Annotated in this window: 16 protein-coding genes and 1 other annotated feature; all 16 genes read right to left on the bottom strand. The window is 43.5% G+C overall.

The features are described from left to right. Window positions 1–18: 18 nt before the first annotated feature. The 16 genes from ilvC to coaE all read right to left on the bottom strand — a co-directional run bounded on the left by ilvC (window position 19) and on the right by coaE (window position 15,326). On the bottom strand, window positions 19–1,008 hold the full coding sequence (gene ilvC / locus BEP19_RS06460; RefSeq protein ID WP_120189037.1) for a ketol-acid reductoisomerase: 990 nt from the start codon (window positions 1,006–1,008) through the stop codon (window positions 19–21). A 65-nt stretch (window positions 1,009–1,073) separates the two neighbouring features. Next, window positions 1,074–1,577: an acetolactate synthase small subunit gene (gene ilvN, locus BEP19_RS06455; RefSeq protein WP_120189036.1), complete on the bottom strand. Its 504-nt coding sequence runs from the start codon at window positions 1,575–1,577 to the stop codon at window positions 1,074–1,076. A gap of 1 nt (window position 1,578) precedes the next feature. Beyond that, window positions 1,579–3,315: a biosynthetic-type acetolactate synthase large subunit gene (ilvB, locus tag BEP19_RS06450; RefSeq protein ID WP_120189035.1), complete on the bottom strand. Its 1,737-nt coding sequence runs from the start codon at window positions 3,313–3,315 to the stop codon at window positions 1,579–1,581. 520 nt (window positions 3,316–3,835) lie between these two features. Further along, the gene (gene sat, locus BEP19_RS06445) at window positions 3,836–4,987 is read right to left on the bottom strand and encodes a sulfate adenylyltransferase (protein ID WP_281269285.1); all 1,152 of its coding nucleotides are present in this window, start codon (window positions 4,985–4,987) and stop codon (window positions 3,836–3,838) included. Beyond that, the gene (locus BEP19_RS06440; RefSeq protein ID WP_245983408.1) at window positions 4,984–5,700 is read right to left on the bottom strand and encodes a phosphoadenylyl-sulfate reductase; all 717 of its coding nucleotides are present in this window, start codon (window positions 5,698–5,700) and stop codon (window positions 4,984–4,986) included. The genes sat and BEP19_RS06440 overlap by 4 nt, the downstream gene beginning before the upstream one ends. A 233-nt stretch (window positions 5,701–5,933) precedes the next feature. Further along, window positions 5,934–6,293, bottom strand: a complete 360-nt coding sequence (gene rplT, locus BEP19_RS06435; RefSeq protein WP_120189032.1) for a 50S ribosomal protein L20 — start codon at window positions 6,291–6,293, stop codon at window positions 5,934–5,936. Window positions 6,294–6,328: 35 nt separating this feature from the next. After that, window positions 6,329–6,529 (bottom strand): 50S ribosomal protein L35, encoded by a 201-nt coding sequence (gene rpmI, locus BEP19_RS06430; protein WP_120189031.1) that lies wholly within the window; start codon window positions 6,527–6,529, stop codon window positions 6,329–6,331. A gap of 71 nt (window positions 6,530–6,600) precedes the next feature. Further along, the gene (infC, locus tag BEP19_RS06425; RefSeq protein ID WP_211329339.1) at window positions 6,601–7,134 is read right to left on the bottom strand and encodes a translation initiation factor IF-3; all 534 of its coding nucleotides are present in this window, start codon (window positions 7,132–7,134) and stop codon (window positions 6,601–6,603) included. Window positions 7,135–7,192: 58 nt separating this feature from the next. Then, window positions 7,193–7,322, bottom strand: a sequence feature (ribosomal protein L20 leader region). Between the two features lie 77 nt (window positions 7,323–7,399). Further along, on the bottom strand, window positions 7,400–8,284 hold the full coding sequence (ytxC, locus tag BEP19_RS06420; RefSeq protein WP_120189029.1) for a putative sporulation protein YtxC: 885 nt from the start codon (window positions 8,282–8,284) through the stop codon (window positions 7,400–7,402). A gap of 466 nt (window positions 8,285–8,750) precedes the next feature. Beyond that, window positions 8,751–9,860 (bottom strand): cyclic dehypoxanthinyl futalosine synthase, encoded by a 1,110-nt coding sequence (gene mqnC, locus BEP19_RS06415; protein WP_120189028.1) that lies wholly within the window; start codon window positions 9,858–9,860, stop codon window positions 8,751–8,753. Then, on the bottom strand, window positions 9,847–10,815 hold the full coding sequence (dnaI, locus tag BEP19_RS06410) for a primosomal protein DnaI (protein ID WP_120189027.1): 969 nt from the start codon (window positions 10,813–10,815) through the stop codon (window positions 9,847–9,849). Before dnaI ends, mqnC begins: the two co-directional genes overlap by 14 nt. A gap of 16 nt (window positions 10,816–10,831) precedes the next feature. Next, a complete protein-coding gene (locus tag BEP19_RS06405) occupies window positions 10,832–12,283 on the bottom strand; it encodes a replication initiation and membrane attachment family protein (protein WP_120189026.1) in 1,452 nt (483 codons plus the stop codon). A gap of 93 nt (window positions 12,284–12,376) precedes the next feature. Further along, window positions 12,377–12,850 carry a transcriptional regulator NrdR gene (gene nrdR, locus BEP19_RS06400; protein ID WP_120189025.1) on the bottom strand — a complete coding sequence of 158 codons (474 nt, stop codon included), beginning with the start codon at window positions 12,848–12,850 and terminating at the stop codon, window positions 12,377–12,379. A 138-nt stretch (window positions 12,851–12,988) separates the two neighbouring features. Continuing rightward, the gene (locus BEP19_RS06395; protein WP_245983405.1) at window positions 12,989–14,020 is read right to left on the bottom strand and encodes a glyceraldehyde-3-phosphate dehydrogenase; all 1,032 of its coding nucleotides are present in this window, start codon (window positions 14,018–14,020) and stop codon (window positions 12,989–12,991) included. Between the two features lie 150 nt (window positions 14,021–14,170). Next, the gene (locus BEP19_RS06390; protein WP_120189023.1) at window positions 14,171–14,725 is read right to left on the bottom strand and encodes a lytic transglycosylase domain-containing protein; all 555 of its coding nucleotides are present in this window, start codon (window positions 14,723–14,725) and stop codon (window positions 14,171–14,173) included. Continuing rightward, the gene (coaE, locus tag BEP19_RS06385) at window positions 14,703–15,326 is read right to left on the bottom strand and encodes a dephospho-CoA kinase (protein WP_120189022.1); all 624 of its coding nucleotides are present in this window, start codon (window positions 15,324–15,326) and stop codon (window positions 14,703–14,705) included. Before coaE ends, BEP19_RS06390 begins: the two co-directional genes overlap by 23 nt. Between the last annotated feature and the right edge of the window lie 16 nt (window positions 15,327–15,342).

Genomic DNA, 15,342 nt, shown 5'->3' with positions numbered 1-15,342 from the left:
CCTCCTGATTAATCTGCCTTACTTTTTGATCCAAGCCATCATTTCGCGTAGTTGCTTTCCTACTGTCTCTAACTGATGTTCCTTTTCTAAGCGACGACGAGCTGTGAAGCCCGCGCGACCAGATTGGTTCTCCAAGATAAAGTTGCGAGCAAAAGTCCCATCTTGAATTTCGCCAAGAATCTTTTTCATTTCTACTTTTGTATCATCATTAATAATTCGATTTCCTGAGCTATAATCACCGTACTCGGCTGTATCACTGATTGAATATCTCATATAATCCAATCCGCCTTCATACATCAAGTCAACGATCAATTTTAATTCATGCAAGCACTCGAAATAAGCAATTTCAGGCTTATATCCCGCTTCAACCAGCGTTTCAAAACCAGCCTTTACAAGCTCAGATGTTCCGCCGCACAATACTGCCTGCTCACCAAACAGGTCAGTTTCCGTTTCTTCACGGAATGTTGTCTCAATAACACCCGCGCGCGTCGCTCCCACGCCACTTGCGTAAGCCAATCCGATTTCCATCGCTTTTCCAGTCGCGTTTTGCTCGATTGCAATTAGACCCGGAACTCCGAATCCTTCAACATACACGCGACGAACTAAGTGGCCAGGCCCTTTTGGCGCAACCATTACAACGTCTACATTCGCTGGCGGTTGGATTTGTCCATAGTGAATATTAAAACCATGCGAGAAGAATAGAGCCGCTCCGTCCTTCAAGTTCGGTTCAATTTCTTCCTCATAAACTTTACGTTGCAACTCATCAGGAAGCAAAATTTGCACGACATCCGCTTGAGCTGTCGCTTCTGCAACACTGTAAACAGTGAAACCATCTTCTTCAGCTTGGTTCCAAGATCCACCTTTACGAAGTCCAATAATGACATTGAATCCACTGTCTCGTAAGTTTTGAGCTTGTGAATGTCCCTGACTTCCATACCCGATTACTGCAATTGTTTTCCCCTCTAGAGCTGCGCGATTTACGTCTTTTTCGTAATACATAGTTACCATTGACTTGTTTCCTCCTAGTCGTTATCCATAGATATTTTATATTTTATATTTTATAGAAAAATGGTTTAGGCTTGTAGTTTTAAAGCGGGAACCATCCCTCTGGACATCGCTGTTACACCTGTGCGGGACAATTCTCTAATCCCATAAGGACGAAGCAGTTCGATTAACGCTTCAATTTTTTCGGAATCGCCTGTCGACTGGACAATCACTGACGATGGCCCGACGTCTACGATTGTTGCTCGAAACGGCTCGATAACACCTGTAATTTCAGAACGAACCGCAGGCGCCGCGTCAACTTTCATCAAGACGATTTCTCTTGAAACCATCGGAGCGTCGCTAAGCTGATGAACTTTGATCACGTCGATCAATTTGTGCAACTGCTTAGTCACCTGCTCCAACGTTTTTTCATCTCCCTCGGTGACAATAATCATTCGAGAGAGTCCTTTTTCTTCCGAATTACCTACGGAAATACTATCGATGTTAAAACCTCGTCGACCAAATAGATTTGCAACTCTTGCAAGCACACCGGGCTGATCATTAACTAATACAGATATCGTATGCTTCTGCATTTTATTTCTCATCCCCCATTACCATCTCATCTAAAGTAGAGCCTGACGCAACCATTGGATAGACATTCTCATTCTTATCGATAACAAATTCAACGACAACAGGTCCATCATGCGCCAACGCCTCCGCCCAAACTTGTTGAGCTTCCTCGTCTGTTTCCGCTCGCAATCCTTTAACACCATACGCTTCCGCTAATTTCACGAAGTCAGGACTATGCGTTAAATCAATTTCACTCAAGCGGTTCTCATAGAACAATTCTTGCCACTGTCTAACCATACCGAGACTCTTATTATTGATGATCACGACTTTCACTGGGATGTTCATACCCGATAAAATCGCTAGTTCCTGCGAGTTCATCTGGAACCCGCCATCACCATTGACGGAAATAACAGTCCGATCAGGGAAAGCTAACTGAGCGCCCATCGCCGCTGGCAATCCAAAGCCCATCGTGCCCAATCCACCTGAGGAGATGAGTGAACGCGGTTGATTAAACTTGTAATATTGGGTCACCCACATTTGGTGTTGCCCAACATCCGTCGTCACAATCGCATCGCCGTTTGTTGTCTCGTAAAACATTTCAATAACAGCTTGCGGCTTTAATTTTCCATTTTGTTGATAAGCAAAAGGATATTCTTCTTGCCAAGCGTCGATCTGTTCAATCCATTCCTTGCTCTTGGCTGGTTGCGCTTTCGGCAAAGCCGCCTCAAGCGACAATTTCACATCGCCAACGATAGGAATGAAGGTGTCCACATTCTTGCCAATTTCGGCAGGATCGATATCAATATGAACAATCTTTGCATTTGGAGCAAATTCTTTCGTTCGACCCATCGTAATCCGGTCATCGAATCGATTTCCAATTCCAATTAATAAGTCACATTGCATCAAGGCTTGGTTCGAGGCATAGTTACCGTGCATTCCTGGCCAACCAACAGCTAATGGATGCGTTCCAGGAAATCCACCTAACCCCATAAACGTGCAAACCACTGGGATCTGTGTTTTTTCAGCAAATTCTAACAGCTCTTTCTCGGCCCCTGAGGCAATGACACCGCCTCCTGCAATAATGACAGGTTTCTCAGCTTCAGAAATGGCCTTGATCAAACGCTCAACCTGCATTTTGTTCGGTCGAACCGTTGGGTTATATCCACGCAAGCTCACTGTTTCAGGATAATAAAACGGTGATAAAGCAATGTTTACATCCTTCGGGATATCAACAAGCACCGGTCCTGGTCTGCCTGTCGTCGCAATGTAGAAAGCTTCCTTCATGACACGCGGTAGTTCTTCCGCGCTACGCACGAAGAAGTTATGCTTCGTGATCGGCAACGTAATTCCTGTGATGTCCGCTTCTTGGAAAGCGTCTGTTCCGATCATATCTTGCGAAACGTTACCAGTGATAACGACCATAGGGATGGAGTCCATTTGAGCTGTGGCAATCCCTGTCACTAAGTTTGTCGCGCCAGGTCCTGAAGTGGCGATAACGACGCCCGGTTTGCCAGTCGCTCGAGCATATCCGTCTGCCGCATGGATTGCTCCTTGCTCGTGTCTTGTTAAAACGTGCTGAAGATGGCTGCCATAAATCGAGTCATAAATCGGAAGAACTGCCCCTCCAGGGTATCCGAATATAAACTCAACCTCTTCTAAAAGCAAACATCTTAGCAAAGCATCCGCACCTGATATTACTTCACCTTGAACGATCGGTGGCACCTCTGGTTTGCCAGCAACCAAAGCCGAATCTCTGCTCATTTTCTCTCCTCCAATTTATTAAGTATTTACATTAAGTAAATTTAGTCTTGCGCCTAAATAAAAAAAGAAAGCCTTTTCACCCCACACATAGATCTATGCGCTGATTGGGGCGAAAAGGTTCGCGTACCACCCAAATTCACAATCGCCTCACGACGATTGCCTCGGTAGGTGCTGATTGCACCTTAACACGTAACGCGTGTCAAACGTCCAAACTTACTCAGCCATAGTCCTTTCAGTCGGAAGCTCAGAGGTGAGTCGACTAAGGGCCTGTTATTCGGTTTCCACCATCCCGAACTCTCTAAAAACAGAAATCCTTCTTCTTGGTCCTCTTCAAAGCCACTCTATTATAAAAATTATCTAAATACTCAAAACCAATTATTGATGTTAGCTGTTATTATAGATTAGCGTGACGAATTTCGTCAACCGTTTTCGGTGTTATTATCTGTTATTTCTTTGCCAGTTATTCTCTAGAACTAAAAAACCCGCGTTTTTAACAATTTTCGCAGGTTTTTAACAATTTTTAACTGTCCCGTGAGCGTAATGCATCAATTAAAATATCCGCCACTTCAGGTCTGGAGAATTCAGCGGGAGGCTTGATCCCCTCTCTTAACATTTTTCTCACTTTCGTTCCTGATAAGACGACATGCTCGCTTGACGAATGCGGACATGTTTTATAAGAGGCCATGCCCGAACAACGGTTACAATAGAAACTATTTTCAAAAAACAGTAATGAAATCCCTAATTGCTCCGCGTTAAATTGATTAAATATTTCTTGCGCTTCGTATGTCCCGTAGTAATCTCCAACTCCCGCATGGTCCCTGCCAACGATAAAGTGACTGCAACCGTAGTTCTTCCTGACAAGGGCATGAAAAACAGCTTCCCTTGGACCCGCGTAACGCATTGCAGCTGGAAACACACCCATTAACACCCGTTCCTGTGGATAATAATGTTTCAACAATGTCTTGTAACTATCCATTCTGACTTGCGCGGGCACATCGTCCGCTTTCGTTTCCCCTACGAGGGGATGTAAAAACAAACCGTCCACCATCTCTAGAGCCGTCTTTTGAATGTATTCATGAGCTCGATGAATCGGGTTCCTCGTTTGAAAACCTACAATCGTTTTCCATCCTTGCTTATGAAAAAAGGCTCTCGCTTGTCTAGGAGTATAATAGTCGGCGTTAAAAGGGCCGCCACGCGGTTCCTCCACAATTGAGATCGGTCCGCCTAAATAAAACGCGCCTCGTTCATACAGCTTTTGAACGCCAGGATGGGCGATCTCTGTTGTTTTATACACTTGTTGGGCTTCAATCCTTTTATTCGGCCTATAAACACTTTCGACCCGCATCACGGCGCGAGCCACCCCTTCTGCGCAACACAAAGCGATTCGTTCGCCTAATCGGACACGCGCAGCCTCCTCCTCAGAAACAGCCAGCGTGATCGGCAGACTCCAAATCGTCCCATCCGCTAGTTTCATGTTAGATACTACAGATTCATAGTCCGCTTCATTCATAAAACCAGTCAAAGGCGAAAAGGCGCCAATGCCGATGCACTGAATATCCGCGTATGCCCATGCATCAAGCGTCACAGTCGGTAGTCTTTCTGCTTGCAGCCTGTTTTTCTCGGCTTCTGTCATCAATTGGTTAACAAGTAAGCCCCCGTGTGGAGTGATCAATCCGAACCCTCCTTCGCGCCTTTGTGCAATCCACATTCTGTTTTCATAGAGCCGGCCCATCTGCCCGCTCGTTGATCCTCTCCTGGCTGGACAGGTCGGGTGCAAACATCGCAGCCGATGCTTGGATAATTTTGATCATGTAGTGGATTATACGGGATTTGATTGTCTTTAATGTAGTTCCACACGTCAGTAGATGTCCAAGAGACGAGCGGATTTATTTTAAATAGACCAAACTGATTATCCCATTCAATTCGTTGAGCATTTGCTCTTGTATGCGATTGGTCGCGACGAATCCCTGTTATCCAAGCTTTTGCTTGACGCAAAACGCCTTGCAACGGTTCAACTTTGCGAATAAAACAACACTGATTTGGATCGGTTTCCCACAGTCGATCCCCATATCGCTCAGCCTGCTCATCTAAACTTATTTCGGGCTTGACTTGAATAAAGCGGACACCGTACTTTTCAGTCAATTGATCCCTCGTGTCGTAAGTCTCTTGAAAATGTTTATCGGTGTCTAAATAGAAAATTTGTGGAGTTATCGTCGAGCGACTGTACATCTCAACGAGCGCTACATCCTCCGCTCCAAAACTGCATGCTAACAACAGCTCTCTTCCGAATTTTTCATGGGCCCAACGCAACACCTGTTCCGCTGACTGATTTTCAAAGCGCTTATTTAGCTCGCCCACATTTAAACCAACCGCAGTTTCTTTCAAAGCAAGAATCCTCCTTTTAAAAATCCCTTACAAAGCCCCTTATCGAACGCCTTTTCGCTTTCAGTTTATGCGCGAGCATTGGTAGGTTGATACCTAGATTTAATGTGAACGCCGTCTAAATAAGCCCAATTTAAGCGATCTGCGCTCGTTTACTTGATAATTTGAAGCAACAGAATTGAAACAACAAAAAAGGACGAGAGCCCTGCTGGGTCTCTCGTCCTTGCCGCTTACAACTATGCGTTTACTTTTTGTTTAGCTACATTCGCTAATTCAGCAAACGCGGCTTTATCATTAACAGCTAAATCAGCTAACATCTTACGGTTGACATCAATGCCAGCCTCTTTTAAACCAAACATAAATTTGCTGTATGACAAACCATTGATACGCGCAGCCGCATTAATACGCGTGATCCACAATTTGCGGAAATCGCGCTTGCGCTGACGACGGTCACGGTATGCATAAAGCAATGACTTCATGACCTGATTTTTTGCAGTTCTAAATAAACGGTGTTTTGAACCGAAATAACCTTTAGCTAATTTTAATACCTTTTTACGGCGCTTACGCGTAACGCTGCTACCCTTAACTCTTGGCATAATATTTCCCTCCTAAAATCTGTTGCAGTTGCTGCTTATTTCATGTAAGTTAATAATTGTTCCATACGCTTCTGATCGCCTTTGCTAACCATGCCGCCCTTGCGAAGCTTGCGTTTACGCTTTGCGCTTTTACCTTCTAATAAGTGGCTCGTATATGCGTGATGACGCTTTAGTTTACCGCTTGCGGTCCTCTTAAAACGTTTCTGAGCTCCTTTATGGGTCTTCATTTTTGCCATTGCTCGTTTCCTCCTAACAAGCCATCCTTATGTATCGCAGGATCGCCAATTAAATTGATATTTTTCAACCCTTATTTTTCGGTTTTCGGGGCTAAAATCATAAACATACTTCTGCCTTCCATCCGCGGATGTCGTTCAACGACACACTGGTCTTTCACTTCTTCGCCCACTTTTTCGAGCACTTTTCTTCCGATATCCGAGTGAGTGATCGCCCGACCTCGAAAGCGAATAGACAATTTTACTTTATCACCTTGTTCTAAAAACTTTTGAACATGGCGCAATTTAGTTTGAAGGTCATGCTCCTCAATCGTTGGCGATAAGCGCACTTCTTTGATGCTGATCACCTTCTGGTTTTTACGGGCTTCCTTTTCCCTTTTGCTTTGCTCATACCTGTACTTTCCATAATCCATAATCCGACAAACAGGCGGCTTCGCCGTTGGCGCGACCGCAACTAAATCCAAGTTAGCCTCCTGTGCCTTCTGCAAAGCTTCCCTAATCGGGAGAATACCTTCTTGTTCACCGCCAGCACCAACCACACGCACTTCTTTCGCTCGAATCGCCTCATTGATTAAATGTTCCTTACTAATTGCCTGCCACCTCCATATTTTTTACAACAAGCGCCACAAAACCAGTGTCTACACAAACAACAGCTACTTAACAGAGCCAACACAAAAAATGCAGACACCATGGGCATCCGCATTAGATTCTCAGTTCATATTTAAACGAGATTCATAACCTGGCAACAGCTCACAGCGTCAACACAGGTGAGAAGCGGATGCTTCTACTTTAATAGCCGTTATTTTAACCTAACATCCTTTATTATAAGCGAGCTGCAAGCAATTGTCAAGCTAGCTGACTCTTGGAAAATCATTATTTCGCTGTTTTTTTTACCCCGCATTCTTTACACCCCGAGCAAACATCAGCTCGCGAAGCAAAGACCCTTTTGATTGTATATACGATGTGATGACTTTCCTGATTCGTATGGATCTTCACATGATTAGGGGCTAAAGAGATGATCACATTAACGACGACATCTTCGTATTTCACCTTGCGCCCAGCCAATTCTATGCTAATTCCATTGACAAGGTACGGGTATAATCGATTCCAGTCTTCATCGTACAAGTAAAGATTGCGATCATCAAAGTGAATAATGTGTAATCGATTGAGCTTTATTTCTTGTTTTAAAGCAAATCTTTTTAGCGTCTCGATCTGAGCGCTCAGCTCTTTTTCAATCAAATATTCATCCCATGCGTAATCAATTAAACGCAGCAGATCATCTTTATATTTCTTCAAACGAAAACGAACAAATCCATCTAAATCCAATTGATCTTGAACAAGCAGGTACTTTTTGGCTTGACTAGCAATCCACTTCACCTTTTCTCGCTTACTCCGCTCATCACTACTCTCTATCAGCATAGAAATGTGTTCCATCAAATTGGATAATTGCTCTTCTATAAAAAAACCTGGCTCACACCTAAGCGCTTCTTCACAAATCTCTTTTTCTTTATAATCAATGATATATTCAGCAATTGAGAGACTAACCGCATCTATAATTTTGTCCGTTCGAACCGAGTTTAATGGTTGGTCAGACCAGAATAAACAATCGACTGCATGACGCTTCGTTTCCTGATTAAAATATGTATGAAGATTAACCTTAATATTAGATATTGATTTGGTCTTTTCGTATAAGATGCGGTTAAATTCTTGAAGATTTTCTTGGTTCGCTTGTTTCAAACAAATTGTTAATGATCCCATCCCACACCTCCTTTACCGCGCTAACAGACCTTGTACTACCCTATTATATGAATGGTATAACCCTTTATACATAACAGGCGTTAAATGAGACTTGCGAAAAAAGAAAAAAGCTATTCTTTAAGAAGAACAGCTTCATCGTTTAACGTCCCGGCGGAATCACTGCTAGATTTCTGCGAGCGGGTCTGGAAGACTCTCTAAAAATCAACATTATCCGCCAAAGACGAAGGGAGGGAGAAGACATTCAGGTGAACCATAAAACATCTTAACTTTATAATTACCTGCTCCCACCTTGTTTAAACATTATTTTTTTTGCATCTGCATAATCACTGCTCGGACGATGACGTAAACGGACCACCCGGCTAAACCGACGATGGTGATCGCTAAAACAATTTGTGTAAAAACCATAAAGCCCCAGTTCATTCTTACACCTACCTCCCGTCCAATTCAAGCCGTTCTAAATCAGTTTTTAATTTTGCATCACAAAATCATTTTCCGCAGTTTCTCCGGCTTTAAAGACACGTAACATATCGTAATTCGTATTCCGTTGCGCGGGAATTTTACCCGCCTCACGTATCAACTGTAAGATCTGGTTTGTGTTTACTTTATGAGTGCATGCGGCAGCTGAAACGACGTTCTCCTCCATCATCGTTGAGCCAAAGTCGTTGCAACCGTAACTTAAAGATTGCTTGCCAACTTCCGGCCCCATCGTAACCCAGGAGGATTGGAAGTTGGCAATATTATCAAGCATCAGACGGCTAATCGCAACCGTTTTTAAATATTCTTCAGCGGTCACGGGTTCCGCTTTTAAATTTGTGTTGTCAGACTGAAAAGTCCACGAAATAAACGCCTTAAAGCCTTTTGTCTCGTCTTGAGCCTCGCGAATTCTTAACATGTGTAAGATGCGCTCTTCATAGCTTTCTCCAAAACCGATTACCATCGTTGCCGTCGTTGACATCCCGACACGGTTCGCCATTTTCATGACATCAATCCACTCTTGCCAAGATCCCTTTAAACGGCTAATTTTCTGCCTCGTGCGGTCATCCAGAATCTCAGCGCCAGCCCCGGGTAAAGAGTCTAAGCCCGCTTGGTGCAATTCCTCTAAAACGGTTTGAACAGGTAATTCGGACACCTCGGCAATCTTCACGATCTCCGCGACAGACAGTGAATGCATATGGATTTGTGGAAAATGACGCTTAATTTTTCGCAGCAGATTCGTGTAGTAATCGAGTTTCAAACCCGGATGCGTTCCGCCTTGCATCAAAATCTCAGTCCCGCTGACATCGACCGTCTCTTGAATCTTTTGCAAGATCTCATCATCGGACAGAACGTATCCTTCTTCATGTCCAGGTGGTCGGTAAAAGGCGCAGAAGCGACAATACGTGTCACATACATTTGTATAATTTACATTCCGTCCAATCACAAAGGATGTGATTGGTTCCGGGTGCCACTTTTTCGTAATCTCATTTGCCGCCTGACCTATTTTCTCGGTTTCATCGCTTTCATATAGTTGAATACCATCTTCTAAGTTAAGACGTTCGCCTCGTAAAGCTCGGTCTAAAATATTATCGATGCTCATCGGTATTCTCCCCTCCACTCTCTCTGCGGTTTATCCCATCAACAAAAAAGCATTCTGAATAATGGACGATTCTCTCCATTATTCTTTTCGCTTTCATTTCTTCAATCCCTCCTCTGGAGGAATGCGATAAGTGTTCTTCTAGCATTTTGTAATCGTAATTCGATGTAAATAAAGTCGGTAAATTCTCAGAAATGCGATATTGCAAAATCGCTCCAAGTATTTCATCGCGAGCCCATGGGGATAGTGTCTCAGCCCCGATATCGTCTAAGCAGAGCACCGGCACTTTCTTTAATGTATCCACTTTTTGTTGAAGCGTATTATCCTGTAACGACTCTTTAATTTCTCTGAAGAAATCTGGAGTATAAACCAGTAACGACGAGATGTTTCGATCTGCCAATTTACGGGCGGTCGCAGCCATCAGATAACTCTTTCCGACGCCAAGCGGACCGTACAGATAGATCCCTTTCATCCTTTTCTTTTTGCTGCCCGGTTCAACTGCTAGGCAAAAATCCATTAGCGCGTGGAAGGCCCGAAACCTGGACGGTTCCTGTTTAAAATCTTGAAACGTCGCCGCCATCACATCACGCGGAATGTAATGCGATCGGATCAGTTGTTCGCGACCTCTTTGCTCTTGATCGTGTTTCCATTTCGAACATGGGGTGATCACCGTCTCGATATAAGACATAGACCAAGTTAATTCCGCTTTATGTCCTTGAACCAGGTTTGGACAAGTGTCTAACGAAGCGCACTTTGCGCAATTTTTCTCTTCTTGGATCGCTTGATCCAATTTTACAAGAGATCGTTCAAGCGTGTCATCCGTTATTTCTGGATATTGCGCTCGAAACTGTTCGATGAGCGGATCGAGCATCACGCGCTGTTGTAACTCCTCTAAAGACGGCATGCCTGCGGGCTTTCTGAATTTCAGTTCAGACAAAGCTTGATTGATCGATTGCATGACGATATCCCCCTTTCTATGACTTTAATTCTCCAAGCGCCCGCAACAGTTCTTCCGCCTGTCTTTTTTGCTCTTCCGTTAGTTCCTCATTATTGGCGGGTGTCGAACCTTGTCGCGCGACCCATTCTGGAACATCTGTCTTTGTCGTCGCTGGTCTTCTTGGGTTCGATCTTTGTTGTCGGGCTGGATTTGCTTTATTTGCCTTTGGTTGATTTGTTTCTTGGTACAATTGCTTCGCTTGCCCCAACGCCTGTTCAACGTCTTCAATCTTTAATCGTTTCCAATGTGATGCGATTTTAAATATTAAAGCCCTTGGCAACTGCTTATTATTTGTCATCATGACATACTCAAGCAGAACATTGATGACGCCAGAGGGTAGCCTATAAGATTGCGTCAGTTCCTCCACAATTTTAACATCTGCGGGGGAAACTTTACTTCCCGCCTGATACTGTTCAATTAAGGTCAGCGGCGATACCGTTGCCAGCGCTTGCTTATGCGCGTCCTCTTTTGTTAATGAAGCCTCAGCAATGGGTTGTGACTTTTCTTTAGGCGGCGGAGTAGGTTCCGATATCATTGGGTTTCCCTGGTGTTCTCGTTGATACCAATCATAGACGACTTTTTTCAAACGTCCGGGATGAATTTCATTATCATCCCCGCAAATATACGGATCCTGAAGAAAGTAGGAAAGCTGTAGATCATTCAAATTATATAAGAAAGCCAATTTCTGAATCACTTGCCTAATTTCTAAAGAAAGTTTCCGATCCTTAATCCATGTCTTTGGAAGAGCCGCCTCTAAAAAGGAAAAATCCGGATTTGTCTCAGTTAAACGCAAGCGCTTGTCCCCATCCACAACAGGAAGAGGGGCTGGATCCGTCGGGAATTGCCCCTCCACCTCAGCTAAAAATTGATCCGTTTCCGATCCAGGCGTAATGAGTAATTCAGAAGGGATAATCGCGCGGAAAATTTGATCAAAACTTTTCGTTAAGTCTGTTCGCTCTCCATCAGGTAAGGCGGCTTTGCTCTTACCTAACAACCTTTCACGCAGTTGGCGATATTTTTGTTTCCCGACTCGATTAAGTAACATAATATTCAACATATCATCATCAAAAAACTGAGATGGCGGCATGGGGGAAAGCAGCTCATATTCATAGTAGTGATTGCCGGCTTCTACACCTTCTACTTTGATCGTTTTTAGTAGCCCCACAGCCTCAAGCTTCTCGCGAGCATCAATAATTTTATGAAGCGAAGTTCCCATCATACTCATTAAGCCACGATGATTCCCCATCGATGATTCCGATATTTCTAAACGACATTCGTGATAAAAAGTAACGTATAAGCTTGTCGACAGCGGACCAATCAACGGTTGATAAAGTTGCGTAATGTAGATGAGTTCTGATGAATTCATTTTTTCCGCCGCCCGCAAGCAGTAATGATCATTAGGAACAATTTCTTTCCAAGTAAATCCCATTGATCTTAAACTCCCTTACCATTAAATCCATTATTAAAAGGCAAACACACGCTTTTTGTCCTGTACCTCGTATATAAAGAGATTGATTTCGTCTTAAAGAGTGGTCTTATTTTTATTGCTACTCAACAATTCTTCGAGTTCCTCGATAAAAACATTAATATCTTTGAACTGGCGATAAACTGAAGCAAAACGGACATAAGAAACTTCATCAACATCATATAAAGCGCGCATAACCAATTCTCCAACGTCCTGACTATTCACTTCACCGCGCCCTAAGCTCCTTAGTTCTTGACCAATTTTATCCACGATATTTTCCAACGTCTCGATTGGAACAGGTCTTTTCTCACAGGCCCTAACAAGTCCATGCAAAACCTTTTCCCTGTTAAATTCCTCCCGAGTTCCGTCTTTTTTGACGACTAACAGAGGTGTCTCCTCTACCATTTCAAATGTAGTAAATCGATTTCCGCAATCTTCACATTCTCTTCTGCGGCGTACCGACCTAGCATCATTAACGGGGCGCGAGTCTAGCACCCGCGTTCCATTATATTGACAAAGAGGGCAACGCATATTTACCAACTCCTAAAAGCATTCATTCCCATAAGCCTAAGCTTTTCTCTATTGTAGCAAATTTCTCATGGACATGTCGCTGTAAACAAAAACTAGAACGCGCTTATTGTTCAAAAAAAAGAACCGCATTAAGCGGTTCTAAGCTGTAATTCCTTGATTTCTTTTAATATGGGCCGCTTCTGATACATGCTTTACAAGATCAAGCACACGGCAAGAATAGCCCCATTCATTATCATACCAAACCATCACTTTTACTTGCTTATCCCCCATCACCATCGTGGATAACCCGTCAACGATCGAGGAATGTTCATTGCCATTAAAATCAATGGACACAAGCGGCGCTTCAGTAAATTCAATGTATTTGCTCATTGACACGTCAGCCGCTTCTTTGAGAACCCGATTTACCTCATCAACGGTAACCGACTTGTTCGTATTGATCACAAGGTCAACAATTGATACATTCGGGGTTGGCACACGCAAAGCCAGTCCGTTCAACTTTCCTTGCAATTGCGGCAATACTTGCGCCACCGCTTTAGCGGCGCCTGTCGAGGTCGGAATAATCGATTGCGCGCAAGCTCTTGCTCGCCTCAAATCTTTATGCGGGTTATCTAGATTTTTCTGGTCATTCGTATAAGCGTGAACCGTTGTCATCATCCCATATTCAATCCCAAACGCTTCGTCCAGCACCTTGGCAACTGGAGCCAAGCAATTTGTTGTGCAAGACGCGTTGGAAACAATATGGTGATTTTGATGATCGTAATCCGCTTCATTTACACCCATCACAATGGTAACATCCTCATCTTTTCCAGGCGCGGTAATCACCACTTTTTTTGCTCCCGCGGCGATATGCTTACCCGCTCCCTCACGGCTCGTAAACTTTCCTGTCGCTTCAACGACGATTTCAACCCCAAGTTCGGCCCACGGCAGATTCTCCGGGTTACGGTCGCTCAATAATTGGGTCGGCTTACCATTTATAATAATTTGATTATCTTTCACTTCAACATGATCGGAAATAGTTCCGTGGATGCTATCATACTTTATAAGATGAGCAAGGGTTTCCGCAGGGTAACTAGCGTTGATTGCTACAACTTCTACATTTGGATCCTCTATGGCTTTTCTAAAAACCATTCTTCCAATCCGTCCAAATCCGTTAATCCCTATTTTTGTCATAAGTTTGTTCCCCTCTCGCATTTATCACATACTATTACTCTCTTTAATTATAATAAGTATGACACATATTGCAATTGTTTCTTAATAAAATATATTTTTAAAAATGCGCGTTACCCATAAACTTCCATTCCCTGCTTTTCTGATTCACCTTTACTCATAAATATCGCGGAATTTCCCATAAAAGTAAAGCACGCGTTGCAAATAATGTCTCGTCTCCCCAAATGGAATATCCGCCATATTTCGATAAGTGCCGTCCCATTGATCTTCTTTCAACCATCGTTCAACATTGCCTGGTCCAGCGTTATAAGCGGCGATCACCGCAAAATGATTTTGATGAAATTTTCTTTCTAAAAAGGAGATATACCAAGATCCAATGGCAATATTTACCTCCGGATCATCGATTTTAGTCAAAAGTTCCGAGGGAAGTTGAGCTTGCTCAATCACCCATTCCGCCGTTTCTGGCATAATCTGCATCAAACCTTTTGCGCCTTTATTCGACGTGCGCATATGTTTAAAGTTGCTTTCGATTTGAATGATTGAAAAAACTAAATAGGGATCAACATTGTATTGCGACGACGCCTCCGCTACCTCATTTTTAAAATAAACGGGATAAATCGCCTTCCAAAATAATTGACTGTTCAACAAAAAGAACAAGGCAAGAAGCAAGCACAATAAAGTGATTTTACGATTTGTCTTTATTTCCATCGTTTCCTTTGATCCTACTCAATTGATTAAATATTTTTTCGACCTGCCGTCGTGTGTTTTCCAGTGAACCATCATTGTCAATCACATAATCAGCTCGCTTCCTTTTCTCCTCAATATCCATCTGGGAAGCGATCCGTTTTTTGGCCTCTTGCGCGCTAAAGCCATCCCTTTGCATCAATCTGTCCAGTTGAACATGCTCAGGGATATATACGACAACGACGTAATCAACCGTCGTCTCATGCTCGTTTTCATATAACAAAGGGATATCCATAATCACAAATGGGGAGTCTGATTGAAGCGCCTCTTCCTTTTTTTCTTGCATTCTCTGCCGAATTAACGGGTGAAGAATAGCATTCAAATCTGCGCGCGCCGCAGGTTCGTCAAAAATAATTTTTCCTAACGCCTTGCGATTCAATGTTCCATCCTCTGCTAGTACGTCAGCTCCAAATCTTTCCGAGACAAGTTGCAGTCCCCGTTCACCCGGCATAACCACTTCTCTGGCAACGAGGTCCGCATCGACAATCGGGCAACCCATCTCTTTAAACATATTTGCTACCGTTGTTTTTCCACAGGCAATGCTACCCGTTAATCCAACAATCATCCGCGCATTCTCCCTC

The sequence above is a fragment of the Ammoniphilus oxalaticus genome (assembly GCF_003609605.1).
GTDB lineage: Bacteria > Bacillota > Bacilli > Aneurinibacillales > RAOX-1 > Ammoniphilus > Ammoniphilus oxalaticus.
This window is presented reverse-complemented; position numbering and strand designations above follow the sequence as displayed.

Coding starts and splice junctions, on each gene's coding strand:
- ilvC (WP_120189037.1), bottom strand. CDS start 1,008: ATGGTAACTATGTATTACGAAAAAGACGTAAATCGCGCAGCTCTAGAG.
- ilvN (WP_120189036.1), bottom strand. CDS start 1,577: ATGCAGAAGCATACGATATCTGTATTAGTTAATGATCAGCCCGGTGTG.
- ilvB (WP_120189035.1), bottom strand. CDS start 3,315: ATGAGCAGAGATTCGGCTTTGGTTGCTGGCAAACCAGAGGTGCCACCG.
- rplT (WP_120189032.1), bottom strand. CDS start 6,293: ATGCCAAGAGTTAAGGGTAGCAGCGTTACGCGTAAGCGCCGTAAAAAG.
- rpmI (WP_120189031.1), bottom strand. CDS start 6,529: ATGGCAAAAATGAAGACCCATAAAGGAGCTCAGAAACGTTTTAAGAGG.
- ytxC (WP_120189029.1), bottom strand. CDS start 8,284: ATGGGATCATTAACAATTTGTTTGAAACAAGCGAACCAAGAAAATCTT.
- mqnC (WP_120189028.1), bottom strand. CDS start 9,860: ATGAGCATCGATAATATTTTAGACCGAGCTTTACGAGGCGAACGTCTT.
- dnaI (WP_120189027.1), bottom strand. CDS start 10,815: ATGCAATCGATCAATCAAGCTTTGTCTGAACTGAAATTCAGAAAGCCC.
- BEP19_RS06405 (WP_120189026.1), bottom strand. CDS start 12,283: ATGGGATTTACTTGGAAAGAAATTGTTCCTAATGATCATTACTGCTTG.
- nrdR (WP_120189025.1), bottom strand. CDS start 12,850: ATGCGTTGCCCTCTTTGTCAATATAATGGAACGCGGGTGCTAGACTCG.
- BEP19_RS06395 (WP_245983405.1), bottom strand. CDS start 14,020: ATGACAAAAATAGGGATTAACGGATTTGGACGGATTGGAAGAATGGTT.
- BEP19_RS06390 (WP_120189023.1), bottom strand. CDS start 14,725: ATGGAAATAAAGACAAATCGTAAAATCACTTTATTGTGCTTGCTTCTT.
- coaE (WP_120189022.1), bottom strand. CDS start 15,326: ATGATTGTTGGATTAACGGGTAGCATTGCCTGTGGAAAAACAACGGTA.